The organism is Patescibacteria group bacterium, assembly GCA_041651355.1.
Lineage (GTDB): Bacteria > Patescibacteriota > Patescibacteriia > Patescibacteriales > UBA12465 > JAPLVX01.
In genome coordinates this window covers 379,807-399,123 of the sequence record JBAZJK010000001.1, presented here as the reverse complement: position 1 = coordinate 399,123, position 19,317 = coordinate 379,807, and the positions used below count along the sequence as shown (strand labels likewise).

The 19,317-nt window shown below is 33.2% G+C and carries 27 protein-coding genes; 8 read left to right on the top strand and 19 right to left on the bottom strand.

The genetic code is table 11. The annotated features are described in order from the left end of the window. Positions 1-23 precede the first annotated feature (23 nt). Positions 24-332, bottom strand: coding sequence for a hypothetical protein (locus WC441_02030; GenBank protein ID MFA5163286.1), 309 nt, complete (start codon positions 330-332; stop codon positions 24-26). A gap of 153 nt (positions 333-485) precedes the next feature. Beyond that, positions 486-1,010, bottom strand: coding sequence for a hypothetical protein (locus WC441_02025; protein MFA5163285.1), 525 nt, complete (start codon positions 1,008-1,010; stop codon positions 486-488). A gap of 130 nt (positions 1,011-1,140) precedes the next feature. On the opposite strand from WC441_02025, the gene WC441_02020 reads away from it, so the two are divergent. The 5 genes from WC441_02020 (at position 1,141) to WC441_02000 (ending at position 4,440) form a co-directional block, all read left to right on the top strand. Continuing rightward, on the top strand, positions 1,141-1,506 hold the full coding sequence (locus WC441_02020) for a hypothetical protein (protein ID MFA5163284.1): 366 nt from the start codon (positions 1,141-1,143) through the stop codon (positions 1,504-1,506). Positions 1,507-1,581: 75 nt separating this feature from the next. Then, positions 1,582-3,126, top strand: a complete 1,545-nt coding sequence (locus WC441_02015; protein ID MFA5163283.1) for a glycosyltransferase — start codon at positions 1,582-1,584, stop codon at positions 3,124-3,126. Continuing rightward, on the top strand, positions 3,104-3,349 hold the full coding sequence (locus WC441_02010) for a hypothetical protein (GenBank protein MFA5163282.1): 246 nt from the start codon (positions 3,104-3,106) through the stop codon (positions 3,347-3,349). Before WC441_02015 ends, WC441_02010 begins: the two co-directional genes overlap by 23 nt. 4 nt (positions 3,350-3,353) lie before the next feature. Continuing rightward, positions 3,354-3,542 (top strand): hypothetical protein, encoded by a 189-nt coding sequence (locus WC441_02005; GenBank protein MFA5163281.1) that lies wholly within the window; start codon positions 3,354-3,356, stop codon positions 3,540-3,542. A 1-nt stretch (position 3,543) separates the two neighbouring features. Further along, positions 3,544-4,440 (top strand): sugar phosphate nucleotidyltransferase, encoded by an 897-nt coding sequence (locus tag WC441_02000; protein MFA5163280.1) that lies wholly within the window; start codon positions 3,544-3,546, stop codon positions 4,438-4,440. A 66-nt stretch (positions 4,441-4,506) separates the two neighbouring features. Here WC441_02000 and WC441_01995 read toward each other — a convergent pair whose 3' ends face one another. The 8 genes from WC441_01995 to WC441_01960 form a co-directional block, all read right to left on the bottom strand. After that, the gene (locus tag WC441_01995) at positions 4,507-4,902 is read right to left on the bottom strand and encodes a Rid family hydrolase (protein ID MFA5163279.1); all 396 of its coding nucleotides are present in this window, start codon (positions 4,900-4,902) and stop codon (positions 4,507-4,509) included. Positions 4,903-5,063: 161 nt separating this feature from the next. Then, positions 5,064-5,369, bottom strand: coding sequence for a hypothetical protein (locus WC441_01990; protein ID MFA5163278.1), 306 nt, complete (start codon positions 5,367-5,369; stop codon positions 5,064-5,066). Between the two features lie 47 nt (positions 5,370-5,416). Then, positions 5,417-5,935, bottom strand: a complete 519-nt coding sequence (locus WC441_01985; GenBank protein ID MFA5163277.1) for a hypothetical protein — start codon at positions 5,933-5,935, stop codon at positions 5,417-5,419. 89 nt (positions 5,936-6,024) lie between these two features. Continuing rightward, the gene (locus WC441_01980; protein ID MFA5163276.1) at positions 6,025-6,603 is read right to left on the bottom strand and encodes a Type 1 glutamine amidotransferase-like domain-containing protein; all 579 of its coding nucleotides are present in this window, start codon (positions 6,601-6,603) and stop codon (positions 6,025-6,027) included. 70 nt (positions 6,604-6,673) lie between these two features. Then, positions 6,674-7,600: a DHHA2 domain-containing protein gene (locus WC441_01975; protein ID MFA5163275.1), complete on the bottom strand. Its 927-nt coding sequence runs from the start codon at positions 7,598-7,600 to the stop codon at positions 6,674-6,676. 296 nt (positions 7,601-7,896) lie between these two features. Next, a complete protein-coding gene (locus tag WC441_01970; protein ID MFA5163274.1) occupies positions 7,897-8,550 on the bottom strand; it encodes a deoxynucleoside kinase in 654 nt (217 codons plus the stop codon). Next, entirely contained in the window at positions 8,547-9,425 is an 879-nt protein-coding gene (locus WC441_01965) for a radical SAM/SPASM domain-containing protein (protein ID MFA5163273.1), read from the bottom strand. Before WC441_01965 ends, WC441_01970 begins: the two co-directional genes overlap by 4 nt. Position 9,426: 1 nt before the next feature. After that, positions 9,427-11,070, bottom strand: coding sequence for a radical SAM protein (locus WC441_01960; GenBank protein MFA5163272.1), 1,644 nt, complete (start codon positions 11,068-11,070; stop codon positions 9,427-9,429). A gap of 61 nt (positions 11,071-11,131) precedes the next feature. Between WC441_01960 and WC441_01955 the strand changes: the two genes are divergently transcribed. Further along, entirely contained in the window at positions 11,132-11,563 is a 432-nt protein-coding gene (locus WC441_01955) for an NUDIX hydrolase (protein MFA5163271.1), read from the top strand. Here the strand turns inward: WC441_01955 and WC441_01950 are convergent, their stop codons facing one another. Both WC441_01950 and WC441_01945 read right to left on the bottom strand, forming a co-directional pair. Continuing rightward, entirely contained in the window at positions 11,564-12,877 is a 1,314-nt protein-coding gene (locus tag WC441_01950; protein MFA5163270.1) for a glycosyltransferase family 2 protein, read from the bottom strand. Positions 12,878-12,917: 40 nt separating this feature from the next. After that, a complete protein-coding gene (locus tag WC441_01945) occupies positions 12,918-13,541 on the bottom strand; it encodes a hypothetical protein (protein ID MFA5163269.1) in 624 nt (207 codons plus the stop codon). Positions 13,542-13,672: 131 nt separating this feature from the next. Between WC441_01945 and WC441_01940 the strand changes: the two genes are divergently transcribed. Continuing rightward, positions 13,673-14,116 carry an NUDIX hydrolase gene (locus tag WC441_01940; protein MFA5163268.1) on the top strand — a complete coding sequence of 148 codons (444 nt, stop codon included), beginning with the start codon at positions 13,673-13,675 and terminating at the stop codon, positions 14,114-14,116. A 288-nt stretch (positions 14,117-14,404) separates the two neighbouring features. Here the strand turns inward: WC441_01940 and WC441_01935 are convergent, their stop codons facing one another. The 7 genes from WC441_01935 to WC441_01905 all read right to left on the bottom strand — a co-directional run bounded on the left by WC441_01935 (position 14,405) and on the right by WC441_01905 (position 18,480). Continuing rightward, complete coding sequence (locus WC441_01935; protein ID MFA5163267.1) at positions 14,405-14,593, bottom strand: DUF1508 domain-containing protein; 189 nt, start codon at positions 14,591-14,593, stop codon at positions 14,405-14,407. Between the two features lie 17 nt (positions 14,594-14,610). Beyond that, positions 14,611-15,024, bottom strand: a complete 414-nt coding sequence (locus WC441_01930; protein ID MFA5163266.1) for a hypothetical protein — start codon at positions 15,022-15,024, stop codon at positions 14,611-14,613. Beyond that, complete coding sequence (locus WC441_01925) at positions 15,005-15,493, bottom strand: Panacea domain-containing protein (protein MFA5163265.1); 489 nt, start codon at positions 15,491-15,493, stop codon at positions 15,005-15,007. Before WC441_01925 ends, WC441_01930 begins: the two co-directional genes overlap by 20 nt. Positions 15,494-15,585: 92 nt before the next feature. Beyond that, entirely contained in the window at positions 15,586-16,389 is an 804-nt protein-coding gene (locus WC441_01920) for a hypothetical protein (protein ID MFA5163264.1), read from the bottom strand. 12 nt (positions 16,390-16,401) lie between these two features. Continuing rightward, positions 16,402-16,758, bottom strand: a complete 357-nt coding sequence (locus tag WC441_01915; GenBank protein ID MFA5163263.1) for a hypothetical protein — start codon at positions 16,756-16,758, stop codon at positions 16,402-16,404. A 31-nt stretch (positions 16,759-16,789) separates the two neighbouring features. After that, complete coding sequence (locus tag WC441_01910; protein MFA5163262.1) at positions 16,790-17,527, bottom strand: hypothetical protein; 738 nt, start codon at positions 17,525-17,527, stop codon at positions 16,790-16,792. A gap of 56 nt (positions 17,528-17,583) precedes the next feature. Further along, the gene (locus WC441_01905; protein ID MFA5163261.1) at positions 17,584-18,480 is read right to left on the bottom strand and encodes a hypothetical protein; all 897 of its coding nucleotides are present in this window, start codon (positions 18,478-18,480) and stop codon (positions 17,584-17,586) included. A gap of 385 nt (positions 18,481-18,865) precedes the next feature. On the opposite strand from WC441_01905, the gene WC441_01900 reads away from it, so the two are divergent. Further along, complete coding sequence (locus tag WC441_01900) at positions 18,866-19,264, top strand: hypothetical protein (protein MFA5163260.1); 399 nt, start codon at positions 18,866-18,868, stop codon at positions 19,262-19,264. The last annotated feature ends 53 nt before the right edge of the window (positions 19,265-19,317 follow it).

The following is a 19,317-nucleotide window of genomic DNA, read 5'->3' as shown; positions in this document are numbered from 1 at the left end:
GGTTTTAGGTTAGATAGGAGTATTTACTCCAAAATTTCACAGAGTCCAAGACCAAAATCTTGGTCAAGGGCTAATTTGCCGTCACGACGACAGCATAATTCTTTGGCGAACTTCTCAGCCACTCGGTCCACGCTGGGCCAATCGTCGATGATGATGCCGATAGCGGCGAGTTCCTTTTTTAATAAGGAAGAAGAAGCCTGGGTGATGAAAACGTTTTTGGTACTTTCGGTATGGGCAGGAATATACCGGCCATTAGAGCCCTCGATTTCCTTAAGGGCCCGGAAATCAGAAACATGGTGGCAAATGACCAGCTTAGCTTTTCTCTTTTCCATAGGTTGATAAATATTGTTAAACAGCTTAATTTGCTATATTAACATAAAATATAATTTTGTCAAGGGTTTAATAGTTTAATCTCTAAAGTAAAAATTATGCTTATATTAAAATAAATTAACAAAAAAGGAGAGTTTTTTTCTCTCCTAAAGTCCTTAGGCATTGTCTTCTGCCAAATCTAATTGCCATTTTAAAGGAATCTTTAAATCCAAAATATTAGGGTTATCTAGTTCCTTGGCGATATAGAAGAAAAAACAATGGACGAAGCTGAGGCCACCGACCGAAAATAGGCCGACGCAGAATTTAGCGTAAGGCAGCATCATTAAAGATGCGATAGCTAATAGAGAAACCACGATTATCGCCAAATAAGTCAGGGGGTGGACGGTCCGCTTATATATCTTCTTAAAAGCTTTGAAGTCGTCGTCGATAATAGCTGACTTAAGATCATCGAATTGTTGGGATAAGCGGGAAACCGTAAAGGTTGGAAGCAAGGCGGAAAAGACCAGGAAGCCGGCCACGACGGCGCTCATCACTTCGGAATTTTCCGGAGACATCGTAAAATTATCGAGAAAAAAGTAATTCCAGAGCAACAAGCTCAAGCCGGTGAACAATAATGATTTAAAAATTATCGACCAATACTTGATTGATCCAGGCTGCCTAATAATGGGCTGTGTTTTCATTCTATATGGTTTTGATTATTAATGTTCTGAAATCCTACTATATAACATAAATCATATTTTGTCAATACATATAAATAAACCAGGCACTAACTGCGTAGTAATATACACAAACATTCAAAAAACCAAACATATGAATATATATAAAAAAGCCGCCATCAATATCGCCCTTCTAACTATCATCTTAAGCAGCGGAATAAATAGCGTCGACCTTTCCCTCCTGAATGATAATTTCGATTCGGATATTAATCTGCCTAATCAAGAAAATACCAGCTATTCCAGCGAGAGGCGGAAAAAGATACTAGACAGCTTTGAAAACGGCGATTACCGATCTTGGCAAAAGATCATGGGTTATAATAACAAACTAAACAACATTATCGACGAGGCTTATTTCCAAAATTTCATTACAGCTAGGGCGGCGGCTCGCCGAGGCGAATATGATAAAGCCCTCATGATTACCGGCGAACTAAAAAAGGAGATAAAAGACAAGCTTAGTTAAGAATTATCGGCCTACAAGGCCGGTTTTTTGTAGAAGAGACGAGAAGCATGCTATAATGATAAAAAATAAAATCCCGTGTCAAAAATATCCAAGAGGCTTCTGAAATATATAAGTTACATTGCGGCTTTGAGCTTGGGCTTCTATTTGCTCGCCAGGGCCTATTTTTTATTTATCGGCACTAGCCATAGCGGCCTAAATTTCTTTTTTGCCCTACTCCTGTTTAGCGCCGAGTTGCATTCTATCATCCATTCCTTAGGCTTTATTAGCAGTCTAAACCGTCTCAAGAAGCCAGGAGCCAACTACCACCGGAGGGTGCAGCTTGATCCTAATAATCTGCCGAGCGTTAGCGTTCTGATTGCGGCGCGCAACGAGCCGCTCACGGTCTTAGAACCGACCTTCGTCGCCCTAGCCGCCTTAAATTATGCTAATAAGCAAAAGGTCTTCCTAGACGGCTCTGACTCGGAATATCAAGCGGCTAATCAGGCCCTAGCGCATAAATATGGCTTGGAGTATTTCCAAACTAAAACGCCGCCTAAAAGCAAAGCAGAGATAATAAATGCCTATCTGCCGCTAGTTAAAAGCGAATATTTGGCTGTTTTTGACGCTGACCAAGCGCCTTTAGCCGAATTCCTACAGGAAACCGTGGCCATCGCTGAACACTCTAAAAATATCGCCTTCGTCCAAACTCCTCAATTGTATACCAACTACAGCGCCAGCCCGATCGCTCGCGGCGCAACCTTGCAACAATCAATCTTCTTCGAAAGCATCTGTGAAGCTAAGGGGCTTTCCAATGCCATGTTCTGCTGTGGCACCAACTTCTTGATGCGGACGGCGGTCTTGAAAGAGGTGGGCGGTTTTGATGAAAAATCCGTAACGGAAGATTTTTCAACTTCAGTCATGATCCATTCCCTCGGCTTGCGTTCCGTCTACTATAACCATGTCCGAGTTTTCGGGATGGCCCCAGCCACCCTGCCGGCCTACCTGAAACAGCAGTTCCGCTGGGCTTCCGGTACAGTCGGGGTGTTGAGGCGTTTGATTAAAGCTAGGCTAAAAAGCCAAATCCATTTTACCAAGATCCAATCCTGGGAATATCTGCTCTCCGCTACCTATTATTTCACCGGCTGGTCATTCCTAATCATGATGCTCTGTCCGATCCTCTACCTTATCTTCGGCTTCCCTTCATATTTTTCTAACCCCTATGTCTATATCGGCTCCTTCCTGCCCTATTACTTCCTTACGCTCATGACTTTTTATGCTACAATGAAAAAGAGGCATTACCAGGCTAAAGATATTTTTATCGGCATGATCATGAGTTCCCTAAGCTTCCCTATTTCCATTAAAGCCAGTCTCTATGCCATCTTCGGTCTGCCGGTAAAATTCCAAATTACGGATAAGAGCGGAACCGGCCGCTTGGCTAACTGGCAGCTCTGGCCTTGGACCCTAATGCTTCTCCTTAATATATTAGCGATAATTATCGGCATCTCTAATTTCACTGACAATAGATACGCTATCGCTGTTAATATCGCTTGGTGCCTCTATCATTCTTTCGTCTTGTCCCATATATACCGCTTGAACCAAGCCCCTAAAATACAAAAATATGAAGAAGAAAACATCAACTAAAACTCCCGCCAGCCGCCAAGAGATTGCCACCAAGATCAAAGAGGCAATGATCAAGGAAGAGCTGGCCGTGCCGGTCTATACTAGCCATATCGAGCAGACCTTTTTCTGGTCGGGGCTACCTTTGGCTAAGCAGAAAAAAGTGATTGCTGGCCTCAGAATACTAGCCAAAGATTCCCAGCGACACGCCAAGATATTCGAAAAGATCGCTAATGAATATAAATAATCATATGTTTAGTAATAAAGACTACCGTAGCTATCTCAAACAACTCTATGCCATTGAAATCGATATGGAGAAAGAAATAAATGACTTAATCGAGATAATCCAGGATAAAAGACAACGAAGAATCTTGGAAAGCATCAGGCAGGATGAGATCCGCCATACTGGTATTGTGAGAGATCTGCTTAAATTAATTTAATATGACATACCCAAAAATCACAACCGCGGTCGTTCCAGCTGGCGGCTGGGGCACCCGCTTTTTACCGGCCACCAAAAGCATCCCCAAAGAAATGTTTCCGCTGGGACAGAAGCCAATAATCCTACACGTGGTCGAGGAGCTAGTCGCTTCCGGCATAGAAAATATTATTTTCGTCGTTTCGCATCACAAACAATCAATCGAAAGCTTCTTTGCCCCCAATGAAATACTGGAAAACTATTTTCTTAGGATTAAGCAGGATGAAAAGGTCAAAGAGCTTAGGGATATATCAAAATTAGCAACTTTCGATTTTGTCTATACCCATGAACCGCGCGGTAACGGCGGCGCTTTGAGTGCGGTTAGGCACCTGGTTGGCGACAAACCCTTCGTCCTAACCTGGTCGGATGAGATAATCTTCTCTAAGACAAAACCGCGTGTCGCCCAATGCCTAGACGCCTATTACAAATACGGCCAACCGGTTATTTCCGCGGTTAAGATCGAAGATCCTAAAAAACGCCAACGCTATGGCATGGCTGAATTATCAGATATTACAGGAGAGAGTGAAATCAAAACCATTAAACAAATAGTTGAAAAGCCGGCTTTAGGCCAAGAGCCTTCAGAATACGCTGCTCATGGCGCCTATATCCTCACTCCAGAAATCTTTACCGCCCTAGACTCTACAGAGCTTGATAAGAATGGAGAGCTGAGATTAATTGATGTAATCAACAAGATGCGGATAAAGACCAGCTTATTAGCTAAGATTATCACCGACGGCCATTATTTAGATTGCGGCGGCCCAGTAGAATATCTGTTGTCGCAGATAGATTATTTCGTTAACTACACAGACTTTTCCGAAGAAGTTATTACAGCTATTGCTCCCGGAGTTTGCCGGCGTTATTAGTCAAAACCTAAAAACTAGTATTATAAAACGGGATCTTTGGTCCCGTTTTTTGGCAGCGTAAAATTTTTATTTACTCTGCTTAATGGCATCGATTTCAATCTCGATTTCCGCTCCGAAAGGCAAAGCGGCAACGGCAAAGGCTTTGCGTCGCGGCTTGATGCTGACATTGAAGAAATCAGAATAGATCTTATTAACGAGGGGAAAGTGTTGCATGGAGCCACTAAGCATGACAGTGGCGCTGTAAACGTCTTCCCGGCGTAAACCGCAAAGCGACAGGTTGTGTTTGATCTTCTTAAAAACTTCGTTGATTTGGCTTTCTACGTCGCCCGGGCTGGCCAGGCGGCCGTCAGAAACCTCAGGAACGACTCCGGAAAAATGATAATGATCGCCAATTTTGACGACAGTGGAATAAGGCAACTTATCGTCGCCAGGAAAAGTGAATACGATTTCTTTCTTAGGCATTCTAACCTCCGCTTTAAAGTTAATAAAGATTGTTAAAGGATCAGACTATTTAAAATAATCATCTTACTTTAGTATGGATATAGACCTATGTCAACCACAGGGTTTTTCTTATAAAAAACCCTGGAACTATAATGTTTCCAGGGTGTTAGTTTTTTTCATGGCTAATACAAGGGAATAATGAATTTCTTAGTAACTTCATCGTTAGAAACGATGGCAAAGACATTCATATATTCAGCTCTTTTTTCTAATAAGAATTCCAGGGGCAAAGCGTCTTTGATGATGAAATGGTGCAGGAATAAATCCTTTCTTTCGTTATTACCGGGATTGATAATAGTTATATTCGTGTTTTTCACGAAGCGTAGGAATAAATCATCCCAGTTTCCGCTTTCAGGCTTCCAGCCTAAATAGTCTTCACTGATTTCCAATTCCATTCCAGTATTCCCTATTCTGTATTTCTTTTGTTCCATTATGTCTTGTGGATTTAAATTATTTTATTGGTCAAAGTTTATTTTTTCTAATGCTTTCTATTTTTCCCTAAACCATATAACCCGCTGGGAATGGCGTAAACAGAATGGCCTCTAATTTTATTATTTCGCCCACCTTTACAAACTAAAGACGAAACAATTCTCTGAAAGTCCGAATCAACAAAAGAGTAGATTTTTTTTCTGGCGAACTCGTCTAACGAGCCATCATCTTTTAATAGGCTCGACATTTCATGATCGCTAAAGTAAAAATTGCCAACTCTTTTCTGAATATTTTTTAATCTGACTGGCATTTTTTTGATAATATTATTACTTATTACCACTTCTTTAGTTATGTTTGCTAGAATAATGGGGGTTAACTTGTTAGACGGCAGATAAAATATAATCATCACTCTAACAGTATTCTCAGAATTTTGAGCCCAAAATATAAAAAAGTTTACGCTAGCGCCAGATTCTTCTGGCCCTAACTTTTTATATCCGACCTTGTTACTTAAACAATAGCTATCCCAAAAATATTCAAAATTATTCTTGAAAAATTCTACTATGCTCATGATCATTAAGTTTTAAAAGTTCAATAATGCAATTTTAACTATCAAAAAATAATACTATAAGTATGATTTTTTGTCAATATTTATTAATATTAATATTCCCTGACCACAAACTCTGTTTCCGGTAAGAGGAGATATTCGAGACTATTTTCAGGATGGTCGTTTTGGCAGGCTTCCAGGTCTAGTCTAAACTCTGATCCATAGTGGACGAAACTGTTTAAAGGGATAAGACCTAGGCCATGACGCCAAGGGCCTATATTGCTTCTCGTTAAATGACTGATGGCCATAACACCAGCCGAAGAACCAGCATATACCTTATTATCCCAAGCACTGAGCAAGCGGTCTTTAATGGGCAGAATCGTTTCAAGGAGTTTTTCAGTAGAGCCGCCGCGGACATAGACCACATCAGAAGATTTGATTTGCTCCAGGAATCTAAAAAGGTCCTGGCTGGCGACAGAAAAATTTGCTTCCCTATCCTGGTTATAGCGCGAGAACCTTTCTTTATCACTATTTTCCAATCCTTGCCATTCCTCTTCTGGGCGGGAAAAATACACCAGAAGAATGGATGGTTTAAAATCGGCCGGAAAACCCTTTATCCATTCTTGGTAAAAGGCAGCGTTATGCTCATTAGGAATACCGGTTTCTCCACCATGCAATATATATTTAGTCATATAGGCCTTATTATATCTAAAGATATAAAAATTGATAAGATAATTTATACCGTATTTAATATTAGCTAAATTATTTAATCATTGGCAATATTTGCTTTCTCAAATATAGCTTACCACTTTTTGCCATCCCCTTAGTATCAAATTCGATATTCATTTTATTGCTTAATATTTTAGCCATTTCATCGCCAATAGCCAAAAAAATATTATGCCCATTCTTTATATCCGCCGCCGTTAGAAATATCCTTTCCAATTTGGACTCATTTTTAAGAGAGTCTAATATATTTTTAATCTGATCATAATGTTCCGTGATAACTTTAAGCATATCGAAACCTTCTAATTGGGCGATGCCGAGACTGTCGTCAAAATGTTTAAAATCATTTCTAATACATTCTTCCAAATTTTCTTCTATATATTTAGTCTTATATTCAAACATTTCATTAATAATCTCTCTTGGCTCACTTATTCTGGTCTTTAATATTTCTTCTAAAGCCGTTATCGCTGTCAAATCTCTGCTGTCTACATTAGTCTGTAGGTTTAAGGTATTAGAAAAAATCGCTCCATATAGTAATAACGCCGAATCAAAATCTATACTTTCTCTAACTTCTTGAAATTTCTCAAAAATCAGTGTAGCAGCTGCGCCCAATAATTCTATATTTATTTTGGCTTGGCGAAAAATTTCTCCAGCATTGTTTATTTCTCGATGGTCAACGACTTCTTTAACATCTTGAGGTCTTATAATTTCCGGCATGCCCTTTGTATCGCTAGCATCAACTATAACAAATTTATCAAAACTAATATCGACTGGATTAAATAATAAGACATCACCGATCTTAAACTTATCTAGTAAAAATACAGCCTCATTTTGAGCCTTGCCATAAATTCCAGCCGTGTATTTATTAGCAGAATCAATCTTATTTAACAATTTAGAATACGCATAAGCGCAGGCTACTCCATCTAAATCGGGATTAATTTTAGGCGTAACTAAAATTTTATTCATATAAATTAATTATAGCATAAAACAACTAATCAGATGCGACTCGGATTAGAACTGCAATCCCTCTCTATTTACGGCTCTTTTCAAACATTTGACGCCAACAAAAAAACATGACCTAAATCATGTTTCTTTGTGTTTTGGTTAATGTTTAATGCCTTGTGTCGGTCTTAAACACCAAAATCGTGTTGGCTCCTGCGGTGGGATTCGAACTAGAGGTCGGTCTTAAAACACGATTATCCTCTGCCTTATCTAATATTAGCTAAATTTTTTCAAAATTTTAAAATCCAAAAAAATCAAATTCAATTGTTAACAATATCGTTACTAAAAAATATAGATTCCGTTATTGTAATAATTCTTTTTTTTGTTAATTTCTTGAAAAAATTATTATTAATGCCTATCTGATTATTTTTTTTAGCACTGTGATTAGTATTAATTATTAATCCGCTTTTTATATTTTTTTGCCACAAACTGTTAAATTCATTAATTGCTAAAAAATAACCTTTATTTATAAAAAATGTTGGTGTTCCTTTTTTTTCATCAATTCTTTTTTCTAATAAAAACCTCTTTTTTGCACAATTATAATTGCACGTTACAAATACATAACAATTTGGAATTATTATATTATTATTTTTCAATAGTTGATGAAACATATTCGTATGCTCTCTCCTAAAATCAGCAATTCCGTTTTTGTAAAGAGCATAAATATGGGCTGATAACGAAACAAAACTCCTATCAATAAAATTTATATTATTTTTTAAATATTTTTTTCTAATATTGTCCAACTTTAAATATTTACTATGTTCTAAGAAACTAGCCTGCTTAAATGATTTATTTTTTGTTTTATTAATAAAATCCGAATATTCTAAAACAACGTTATAATTATTTTTTTTAGAAAAAATATTACATAAAGTGGTTTTACCAACAAACACATTTCCATCTAAAGCTATGATCATATAGACAATTTACATTTTTTGCATAAAATTGGAGCGTTCTTTTTATTTTCATATATGCTTTTTCTTATTGCTTCATATTTTTTAGAATTCCATATCTGATTTATTGATTGTTTATTAACGTCCCCTAATACATACTGTAATTTCCAGTCCATGCAACAAAGCACAACACGACCATCAAATAGTATATGAAAACGCTCAAGCGGGCGATGTTGTTCACATCCGTAAATATTTTTTCTATTAATCTTGTTATTAAATTTTTTCACATTACCCGCTCTATCCAAAAACCCCCAAAATTCAAATTTTATAAAATTATCTTTACAATATTTCTTGGCTAAACAGATATCTTGCTTTGCTAATCCAGGATAATTAATCATTACTAAGCTTATTTGTCCTATATTCTCTCTTAATTTTTTATTTTTACATAGATTGTCTAAATTAGTTTTTGTATCGCGCCAATTAAGCCCGGTCATTACGCTTTCATAAGACAATTTTGAAAAACCGAATACGCTTAATCTTAAATCTTTTAAATTACAGGCCGCTAATTTATTCTGATATTCTTTATCCAAGATAGAAAGATTTGTAGACATTTCAATTTCACATTTGGGACACTTTTTATTAATATACTTAATTCTTTCAATTATTTTTTTATCTAAGAATGGTTCATTGTTGAAATATGGAACGATTTTTATTCCATAATTATTCATTTTTGCTATTTCATCAATTATTTTTTTAAACAAATTATCACTCATCACCCCTTTCGGATTATCATCTTTAACGTCGTTATATGGACAAATAACACAACCTCCGTTACAAAATGAGGCGGTTTGTATTTCAAAAAATTTAGGAAACCTAGTTGCAATACTATTGATATTCATATTATTTTATTTGTTCATAACCGCTATAAATTAATTTAACATATTCCCCATTATTTATTTGATTTATTTTTGAAAAAATATTAGCGTATTTAACCTTTATCATATAATAGAGCTTGTTAAAATCTCGGATAAAATAAGACGATTTTTTTTCTTTAATTATTTTATTAGCATCTAAAGTTTTGATCGATTTGATTGATTTGATTAAAAATACATAAATCAATTTTTCAATTTTGTCTTGATACAACTTAAATTCCAAAAAGTCTTCATTTAATCTTTTAAAATTTTTATTATCGAACCTATAAAGTATATCTTTTATCAAACCGACAGTTGTACAATAATACTCAAATTCATAAGACTGTTCTTTTAGTATTACGGAAAAAACTTCTTTTACTAACTTATAATACTCTTCTGTTTTTTTGTCTCTAAATTTATAACCATATGTTATATCTTTATAAGATAACGATTTATTAATTAAACCGTCTTTGATTAACTTTTTGTGCAAAATTGAATATGGAATAATTCTAACTTTTTCCAAAAAAACACCTATCCTAAACAATTTACCTATTTTTTTTAAATATTTTATATTTTTAGAGACTTCATTTATAGAAGCATATGGTTCAAAAATAATAAAACCAATATGGACATTAACATGATACTTGTCTAATTTTTCTTTTATCAATTCATATGTTCCTTCTTTTATTTTTTTATTGAATAACGTTTTGCTTGTTTGTGAGTGATTTTCTACCCCTAAAAATACACGAACAAGCCCTGACTCAACCATCTTTTTTAATATATCATCAGACGGAAACGGGCTACATTTTAAATATATATAAAATTTTATTGAAAGTTTCCGTTTTTTAATTTCCGAACAAATCTTTAATATTCTTTTGTCATCATTATGACTTCTCCAAAAGCAGCTATCGTTAAATATAAATAATTTTTTTCCCAAATTTTTAAATAAAAACTCTATCTCATCAACGACGAGTAGCGGATCACGATAATCAACATTATTAATCCCATTTAACCTAGATAAAAGGGGTATGTGACAAAAACTACAAGCCCCAGGACAACCACGAGACGCTTCGATATTTATATACGACCCATTTTCATGTTTTTCTATAGTTCTATCTGGAAAAGGAAGATTATTTAATTTTAATTTATATTTTCTTGGATAATAAACAGACACAACTCCATTTTTACTATTGCGCCAAACACCGCCAGGACAATTGCAATTAAAAGTTCTTTTCTCTAATAATTCTAATAATTCAACAGCCGTTTCTTCTGCGTTACCAATAATAATCCCGTCAAGCCATTTTAATTCTTTCATTAAACTATTATAATTTAAGCTCGCATAAGGCCCGCAAAGAAAAATTTTATTTACCAAATTATACTTCTTAATTTCTGATAAAAGCTGAAGCATTTGATAATAATCTTTAAAATTCGGTTTAGCAATTATAACGGTTTTTGAATTAATGTTTTCAAAAATACTTTCTATGCTATGAAAATTATTTTTTTCTAACAAAACAAGATTATTGTTTATTTTATTATTAGATAAAAATGCCGATAGAGAACCCATGGTAACAGATGCTGCTGACTGTGAAAACAGCGTTCTGTAAAAAACTAATTTGACATTGATATTTTTCATAATTTTACTTTAATTTATTGCCATACTATAATGATAACATAATTTAATAATATTTAAATTTATGGACAAAAGAATAATTATTCACTCTTTAATAATAAATGATGATAAACTACTAATTTTGAAGCGAATTGAAGATACTTATGAGGGCGGACTTTGGGATCTTCCAGGGGGAACATTGGAGGACGGTGAAGACTTATCAGATGGCGTCAAAAGAGAAGTGTTTGAAGAGACAGGTCTTAGAATTGAAAATCCTGGGCTGTTTTATTATAGTTCAAATATAGATGTTAAAAAAAATAAACAATTCATTACCGTTATATTTATAACAGAATTAAACGATGAAAACCCAATTGTTAATATTGATACCAATGAACATAGTCAATCAGAATGGATAACGCCAGAAGATATAATTAAATATCAGACTGTCGGCTATTTAAAGCTATGTATCGAATATTTTATTAATAAAAAACATCCGGTTTTAAAACTAACAAAATAGTTAATCTCTTATTATTTCCGTTTTATATTTTTCTATTTTTTTGCCTGTTAAAAGAGAATAACAAAAACATAATATTGAATAATAAGCGGAAAATCCATGTAAAATATAAGCAAAAAAAGATCCAATAACAATATAAATAAAGGCTTTAATGTCCTTTATTTTTTTATCTTTTTTTAATAATAACCACGCGATAAAATTCGGAATAATTAAATAAATTAAATATACTAGCAAAAATAACAAAAAATTTTTTATCCAAAAGGAGTAAATAAAAAGAAATAATAATAAAAATGGTCCAATAATCCAATAGATAGCATGCAAAAACAGCTTGCAGGATAAAATAAACAATCTAAAATGATTATCTTTTTTATTATCATTTTTTAAAATATTATAATACAAAAATGCCTGCGAAGGTCCAAAAAACCAGGTAGCCTTTTGAAAAAATAAACCTTTTAAAGAGTTGGGGGAATCGGCATAATCAAAATACGGTACAGGCTTTATATATTCCTTTCTATAACATAGTTCCATGCCAAAAATAGCATCTTCATTGTGTGTATTTTCACTAAAGCCGCCCAACTCCAAAAATATTTCTTTTGTAAAAAATAATCCATGGCCTATGCAATAATTAAATGGGTATAATAAAGGAAATTTATTATTATTTAAAAATGACTGCTGTTTTAAATTATTAAAAATCTCAAAACCAAAACTCCATCGATTTTGCCAAACGCTTGAAGAAAATAATATAGATTTAGAAAAAAACTTCCTTTTTAATATACTATCTATATTATTAAAATAATTTCCATATTGTTGAAATACTTTATTATTATCAATAAAATTATCAGAGATCCAATTAAGAGTTTCTTTTTCTGGTCTAGAATCAGCATTATAGATACCTATTAGCTGATTATTTATTATGTTATTTTTTATCAGATAATTTATTGCGAAATTTAACTGATGCGCCATTTTGCCGTCAATGCTGGGATAATTAATTTTGATTAATTTATCATGATTAATAGAGTTAAGGATACTGATAGTATTTTCGGTGCAATAACCAACATTTAATGATTCCTTGTCTGTCGTAACTATAACTAATTTAGAATTACTAAAAGGGCTAAGTAAGTTCAAAAAATAATTAACGGTATCCTTTATAATTTTCCCCTCGTTTAAAACTGGAATAATTATAATAAAATTCAAATTCCCCATATTGGCTATGGGTGATTTTTTGCTTCGATTCAGCCATTTATTTGATATATAAAATTTTATAAACCAATAAATTGCCGAAAATAAAAAATAAAGTAATATTAACAATTTAATCATATATATACAAAAAGGTATTAAGCTCTGGGCGAAATACCTTTTATTTTTTAAAACCAACCAAGTTGATTAATTTTTTGTCATCAAGAAAGATTAAGGCCTCCCTTATTGCCTCTTCTTTGTTGTCAGCGGAGTGTATTAAATTATATACACAATGTTTTTTATTACTATCATAATATTTAACTCTGATATAATTTCTAAACTCCATAAGTCTCCTAACAACATCACGCCCAGAAACAAGCAATAAATCAGACTGATCTTCTGTTAAATAATCAACTAGAGCTCTTTCCCAGTTTTTTGTAAAAAAATATGGGTACAAACAAAAGACATTTTCTGCTGTTATACTGATTTTTTCGCTAAATAGTAGTTGAAAATCGTTCTTTAAAACAGAAAATATCTCATTTCTTAATTCTGGAGATTTTGCATCAGGCTTTAAAATGCAAATACTAAAATCATTTAAGAGAAGCAGTTTTGTTGGAACAATAACTTTGTTACCCTTCCAATATCTTTTTTCATCTCCGATGATAATGTATTCCCCATTATTATCAGTTTCTATAAACCCTTGAGCATCAACCCCCATATAATAATATCGATTGACACCATCAATAGTTACTTCTTTCACAAGCCTACCGGAATTATCCAAAAAATTAACTCCAAAATTTTCCATTATCAATCCTCCTAATTTTAATGAACTAATGATTAATTATAAAATAAAACTATTTAAATGTCAAATTGACTTTTATTAATAAATATAGTATAATTACTTGAATTTAAATAGTATATTAAAAACAAAAAGTAATGGAGAAAGGAATAATAGTGCACACAATTATCACTAAACACGGAGAGTTATTAATTATAAAAAGATCAAAAAATAACTTCTTTCTTAGTGAAGAATGGGATACTCCTGGCGGTACTTTAAAAGATGGAGAAAACCCAATTGATGGCGCCATAAGAGAAGCGAGAGAAGAAACCGGACTAAATATTAACAATCTGGTTTTGTTCTCTTTTAACTCTATTGTAGACAAGGAGAAGGATAAACAATTTATAACTTTAATTTTTTTGGCAGAGTGTATAGGTAATTCAAAAAAAATCATTCTAAACAAAAGAGAGCATGATGATTTTCGATGGATCAACCTAAACCAAGCAAAAAATTTTAAAACCGTATTTTGGTTATCAGAATGTCTAAACACTATTAGAGAAAAAAAACATCCAATGATAAAAATCATTGGAAAAAAACACTAGAACTTAAAACTAGGAGCTGTTTCAACAGCTCTTTTTTATTAAAAATTAAAATAGGACTCGGATTAGAACCAAAAATCCCCTTTATTTATGGCTCTTTTCTCACATTTGACTCCAACAAAAAACTCAGCGTAAACTGAGTTTCTTTGTTTTTTGGCTAATTTTAGACGAAATATCTCGGTCTACTACACCAAAATTTTGTTGGCTCTGCAGATTATATATTTTCAGAACTTTATAATATATACAAGGCGGTTAAAATTAGCGCCAAAAAACTGCAATCAATTAAATTATCTACTTAGTTTCATCAATAACAACAGCGTCTTTTATAATTTTTTTCAAAGCTTTTGCGGCATTATTCACGCCCTGCTTTGTCTTATATGTTTCTGTCACGGCGATCGTTTTATTGTTTGCCGATTTGACAATGGCGTATTTTTGTTTATTTTGTGACGATTTTATCACAATTTTGTTTTTCCCTGCCATATTATTAAAATAAATAATTAAGAAGTGCAATGCAATTCAAAATTCTCTTTTATTTTCTCTTGCCACCAAATTGTCTCCTGGCCATCAGGCCTGTCTATGTGATGCTTGCAATAAATTAATAAAATTTTAACGCAACAAGAATTATTGCATACATCTAAAATACACCTATTTCCACTACCTTTGGGGGATACTCCGCTTTTGGCAATAGCAAAATCAAATTTTAACAAAAATGTATCTTTATTTGATTTACATATAGGATCTACAACCCCCATCCCATCTAAATTCGCTATTCTTTCGAGTGTATCAATAATCGACTGCTTTGTAGCCAGCCAATTGCTTTTATACTTCTTCTTAAAGTCCTTTTCGTAATGTCTCTCGGAATATTTATCGAAGACAACTGAATACTTCCCGTTAATATAGTTTGGCCGCATCCTGTTGAATAATTAAACTATATGGGACCTCGTCCTTGTCAAAAGAAATTTTCCAAGGAACTTGTTCGTGTGTAAATTTAACAATTTCATTTGTACTTTTATTTTTCCATTTTTGACAAACCTTTTGTATGGTTTCCAATTCTTTGTCAGACAAAACATCTTTAATAAAATTTATTCTTAGAGCGATCATTTGAGCTGCTCTATATTTTTTTATACTAATTTCATTATTTCCCACTAAATCTGTTAATTTATCAAAATACTCAAAAGCTACTGGTCCTTGAGCCATTTTTACATAAGTTACTCCAGTTATTGGCTTCAAATTCTCATAATAAAAAACAAAATCGGCTAAATACACTAACTTAGCCAACTTAGTTTTAGTTATTCGGCCATCTTGGTCGGAACCAAATTTTATGCAAGCTTTTATGAGTTCATTCAACTTTTTGTCTGCTTGTATATTATTGTTTTTCATTATCTTTAGTTTATTATATTATACCAAACACTCAATAAAAATGTAATATATTACTATTTTATCTATTTTTTGTCAAGACTGATGAATACAAATTATTTTCTTACACGCAATGACCAGATAATATCATTTTTAATTATACTTATATCGGTTTTTTCTAATTCAGCTAAAAAATTGGAAAGATTTTCAAAAGAAACAATATCAATCAGGAAATAACCGGCTTTCGGATTTTTTTCAAAATCTAGATAAGCATAATTTATTTCTAAATTAAAATTACCCACAATCGGAGTAATCTTTTTATCTGGATCGTCAACGTTTATTTGATAAAAATCCGCGAAAGAACTACATAAAATTACTGGATAATTTATTGTCTTCAAAATCTTCTTAATTTTTCCTTTTCTCTCACTAGGTATTATGGATGGCCTACTGCTGGAATGCAACATCGCGTTAAGGCTTTGATTTATAGCCTTATAAATAAACTCCTTTTCTTGATTCTCTTTTCCAGAAGCAAAAAGTTTAGCAACTTTATTAAGCTTATAAAATCTGTGCTCAGTTATATTTATGTTTTCGTCAGGATGTTTTAATCCAGTGTCTGCCATTATTCTACGTATTGCGCTAAAATAATCTTTCTTGTCAAACCAAAAAATAGTATTTTGATTGATATATTTACACTCTATAAACAGCCTGACATTCAATGTTCCCTCCCAACTATGCCCGTGAGAATATACGTCAAATTCCTTTTCTGCAATTATATCTATTTCTCTCGGTTTATCTGTTAGGTTATCATTATAAAATGGACTTATTAAAACAGTCCATCCATTCTCTCTTAAAAATTCTACTACTTGATAATGAAAAACATTTCCACTATTTATAACAATATCTTCTAAATTATTTTTCATATATTGAAAAAGTTATTTCCAAACACCAATTTTCCTTAATAAAAATCCTGTGGTTATATATGAAAATGGATAAATAAATTCAAACCAAATACTAAACAATACTTTCCAGCCAAATATCCAGATTAAAACGGCGGCGATAAGAAAATATATTAAATTATATACCAAACTGCCGATGCCCCCGTCGTAAAATTTTCTTACAAAGAAAAATAAGATTAAATATATGATAATAGTTCTGGATGTTAACCAGAGATTAGATACAGCCTGCCCTATCGCAAGCGCGAGCAGCTCATAAGCTTCGCTTATTATTTTCTGGATTGAATTCCAGCTAATAATTTGATCAAATACTTTCTGTAAATCTGGATCAGCCATATAATCTTTCAGTTAATTAAAACCATATAAATTATCTGCTATAAACTTTATTATATCTATCTAATCTTTCAACGGATTGTTCGCCAACTGATATTTTTGCCCTAACAATTATACTGAATTTTTTCCTTCCAAACATTTTTCCCAGTTGACTGATATTATTACAAAAATAATAAACGGCCGCTTGAGTTCCTAAAACTCCATACCCGCCTAATAAAAACCCAAGGCCTTTCTTGCCTTCAGCTAACTTTCCGTTAGTCGCTTTTATTATTAATCCATATCCATAACCGTTTTCTCTTTCGATAATTTCTCCGGTCTCATTATCATAAATCTCACTATCATCAATACGATATCCTACATTTTCCATCAGACGGTAAAATTCTCTAGATTTGAAGGACTGTGCTCCTAAAACAATTAAATTACTGTCCCACATATTAAAACCTACGCTCATTTCAATAATAGATAATTTATTATTTTTACCTATTTGACCAAGAAGATTAAATAATTTAGCCACCCCAATAGCCTCCACATCCGGCCAAACCTTTTCTATGTTGGGATTGTATTGAACTTGTTCGCCTTCTTTTGAAATTAATTTTGGAGCACTGATAATATTATCTAGAACAATCAAATCTTTTACAAAAATTTTTAACTCTTCATTATTATCAGCTACAGACCCTAAAACTTTTCCGGCCGGTAAGTTAAACTTCCAAATACGTTTAATGTATTTGAAAAGATTGGGGATAAATTGTATAACCGCTAAAATATATTCCATAATTTATCAACTAAACATTTTTTAACAAAAATAAATGATGATAAAAATCTAAAAAATTACTTATATTCATTTTGAGTTTCAAGATCAAATTCTTTCTTAATTTGTCTATCACTCTGCATTCCTCTGCAGGAAATAGTAATCTTTATTTTTTTATTAACACTTATAGTGGGGATCTGGGAATAAACTCGCTCTCCCTTTTTAAGCAAATTAAGCGACTTTGGACTCGCCAGAACAAGATAATCACTTTCACTATTAAATTTTTCCAAAATCCTCTCCTGTAGTCCTTCCGGCTGCGCCCAATTTATTTGAACACAAAAATTTTCCAAATCTTCGTCTCCATTATTATAAATCTCAAGTACAAAACAGTCGTCTTTGATCGCAGTATAAGCCCTAACGTCTACCCTGGGAACTTCGGGCTCAACAAAACTCAAAGCGGTTTTTGTAACCTGGACTGTTTCACCAGTTTTAAGCTCAAGCTTTGCTTGTATGGATTTAATTATTTCGTGAGGTGTTTTGTCTTTCGGGTCAATTCTTATCTCACCGGTACCACCGTCCAAAATAAGATGAGTATGCTCACCGGAACCTTTCTCAGTAATAAAAATATGCTGATCCTCGCCATCAACAACTGATTGTATATGAACTTTCTCACTTGATAGTTCGGCTTTAATTTTTCTACCGTCTTTATATTCCTCTAGTAAGCTAACCCAGCCATTTAATTGATCAGCCTCATCAATCGCGACAAAACCGTCATTTGTTTCGTTAGACCAAACGGTTACCCTGCTTTCTCTTTCGGCTTTTCTCTTAAAAATATCATCGGTAAAAAAACTAGCCGTTTCTTTCGCCAACCGAAAAGCCTCTTGTTTTTCTGCCGGCCTTGCAAGACCCCGCCTGATTAAATCCTGCGTGCGTCTTATTGCTTTTAGCGCAACATCAATTTTATCGTAAATAGTCATTATTTTATTTATTATTACAATTAAATTTTATACCTTTTTAGCTGCTCTGTAAATTGAGCCTCTAAATTTATTTTCGTAAAAGAGTCGCTCACCACCATTGCAAAAAAAATCACCACGTCATTTTGCATAAAAAATCAAACAAACAAGTAAAAAATGTCTAAAAATAGCCTATTTTATATAATTGAGTTTTTCCATATTTTATGGTATATTGTAAAAGCAAAACAACAATCTTATAACCCGAAGCTGGCGTTTATTCGCTTCGTCTTTTGTGTGCAGGAATGGACATTCCGATCCGACACAAAAGGCGTCTTCGGGCACCGATTGTTGTTTTGCAGGATCGGGTGTCCATTTTTGTTTTTGGGCACCTTAACAAATTATTAAAAATATGAGAAAAAATAGCTTTTTAATCTTACTACTGATAACCGTGATGTCCCCACACATCTGTTATGCGGCGAATTCCGAGACAAATAACTATAATTGGGGAACAATAATAGGCTCAGCCATCACAGCCGGCATTTTAGGATTGGCAATCGCCATAGAACAGCAAAAGAAAAAAAATCAAGGCAAAAACATTTTATTTAGAGAAATAAATACCTCAAAAATAAATAAAATAATAAAAACAACTATTGCTGTTGTGGGGTTCTACCTGTTTTATAATTTCACAATTCTTCTATTACTCCCAGAGCAAAGTAAACTTCTTAGAAACTTATTAGCTATAATTATAACCCTTCTGACTATTATTCTGCACAATAAATTTTTTAACAGATCTAAGACGAGTAGATAATAGAAAAGATAATTTTATTATAAACCCCCGACACGGGGTTTTTATTTGCTCAA

Bases quoted from the DNA above. Each gene is read 5' to 3' on its own strand.
- WC441_02030 (MFA5163286.1), bottom strand. From the start codon at position 332: ATGGAAAAGAGAAAAGCTAAGCTGGTCATTTGCCACCATGTTTCTGAT.
- WC441_02025 (MFA5163285.1), bottom strand. From the start codon at position 1,010: ATGAAAACACAGCCCATTATTAGGCAGCCTGGATCAATCAAGTATTGG.
- WC441_02020 (MFA5163284.1), top strand. From the start codon at position 1,141: ATGAATATATATAAAAAAGCCGCCATCAATATCGCCCTTCTAACTATC.
- WC441_02010 (MFA5163282.1), top strand. From the start codon at position 3,104: ATGAAGAAGAAAACATCAACTAAAACTCCCGCCAGCCGCCAAGAGATT.
- WC441_02005 (MFA5163281.1), top strand. From the start codon at position 3,354: ATGTTTAGTAATAAAGACTACCGTAGCTATCTCAAACAACTCTATGCC.
- WC441_02000 (MFA5163280.1), top strand. From the start codon at position 3,544: ATGACATACCCAAAAATCACAACCGCGGTCGTTCCAGCTGGCGGCTGG.
- WC441_01995 (MFA5163279.1), bottom strand. From the start codon at position 4,902: ATGCCTAAGAAAGAAATCGTATTCACTTTTCCTGGCGACGATAAGTTG.
- WC441_01990 (MFA5163278.1), bottom strand. From the start codon at position 5,369: ATGGAACAAAAGAAATACAGAATAGGGAATACTGGAATGGAATTGGAA.
- WC441_01985 (MFA5163277.1), bottom strand. From the start codon at position 5,935: ATGAGCATAGTAGAATTTTTCAAGAATAATTTTGAATATTTTTGGGAT.
- WC441_01980 (MFA5163276.1), bottom strand. From the start codon at position 6,603: ATGACTAAATATATATTGCATGGTGGAGAAACCGGTATTCCTAATGAG.
- WC441_01975 (MFA5163275.1), bottom strand. From the start codon at position 7,600: ATGAATAAAATTTTAGTTACGCCTAAAATTAATCCCGATTTAGATGGA.
- WC441_01970 (MFA5163274.1), bottom strand. From the start codon at position 8,550: ATGATCATAGCTTTAGATGGAAATGTGTTTGTTGGTAAAACCACTTTA.
- WC441_01965 (MFA5163273.1), bottom strand. From the start codon at position 9,425: ATGAATATCAATAGTATTGCAACTAGGTTTCCTAAATTTTTTGAAATA.
- WC441_01960 (MFA5163272.1), bottom strand. From the start codon at position 11,070: ATGAAAAATATCAATGTCAAATTAGTTTTTTACAGAACGCTGTTTTCA.
- WC441_01955 (MFA5163271.1), top strand. From the start codon at position 11,132: ATGGACAAAAGAATAATTATTCACTCTTTAATAATAAATGATGATAAA.
- WC441_01950 (MFA5163270.1), bottom strand. From the start codon at position 12,877: ATGATTAAATTGTTAATATTACTTTATTTTTTATTTTCGGCAATTTAT.
- WC441_01945 (MFA5163269.1), bottom strand. From the start codon at position 13,541: ATGGAAAATTTTGGAGTTAATTTTTTGGATAATTCCGGTAGGCTTGTG.
- WC441_01940 (MFA5163268.1), top strand. From the start codon at position 13,673: ATGGAGAAAGGAATAATAGTGCACACAATTATCACTAAACACGGAGAG.
- WC441_01935 (MFA5163267.1), bottom strand. From the start codon at position 14,593: ATGGCAGGGAAAAACAAAATTGTGATAAAATCGTCACAAAATAAACAA.
- WC441_01930 (MFA5163266.1), bottom strand. From the start codon at position 15,024: ATGCGGCCAAACTATATTAACGGGAAGTATTCAGTTGTCTTCGATAAA.
- WC441_01925 (MFA5163265.1), bottom strand. From the start codon at position 15,493: ATGAAAAACAATAATATACAAGCAGACAAAAAGTTGAATGAACTCATA.
- WC441_01920 (MFA5163264.1), bottom strand. From the start codon at position 16,389: ATGAAAAATAATTTAGAAGATATTGTTATAAATAGTGGAAATGTTTTT.
- WC441_01915 (MFA5163263.1), bottom strand. From the start codon at position 16,758: ATGGCTGATCCAGATTTACAGAAAGTATTTGATCAAATTATTAGCTGG.
- WC441_01910 (MFA5163262.1), bottom strand. From the start codon at position 17,527: ATGGAATATATTTTAGCGGTTATACAATTTATCCCCAATCTTTTCAAA.
- WC441_01905 (MFA5163261.1), bottom strand. From the start codon at position 18,480: ATGACTATTTACGATAAAATTGATGTTGCGCTAAAAGCAATAAGACGC.
- WC441_01900 (MFA5163260.1), top strand. From the start codon at position 18,866: ATGAGAAAAAATAGCTTTTTAATCTTACTACTGATAACCGTGATGTCC.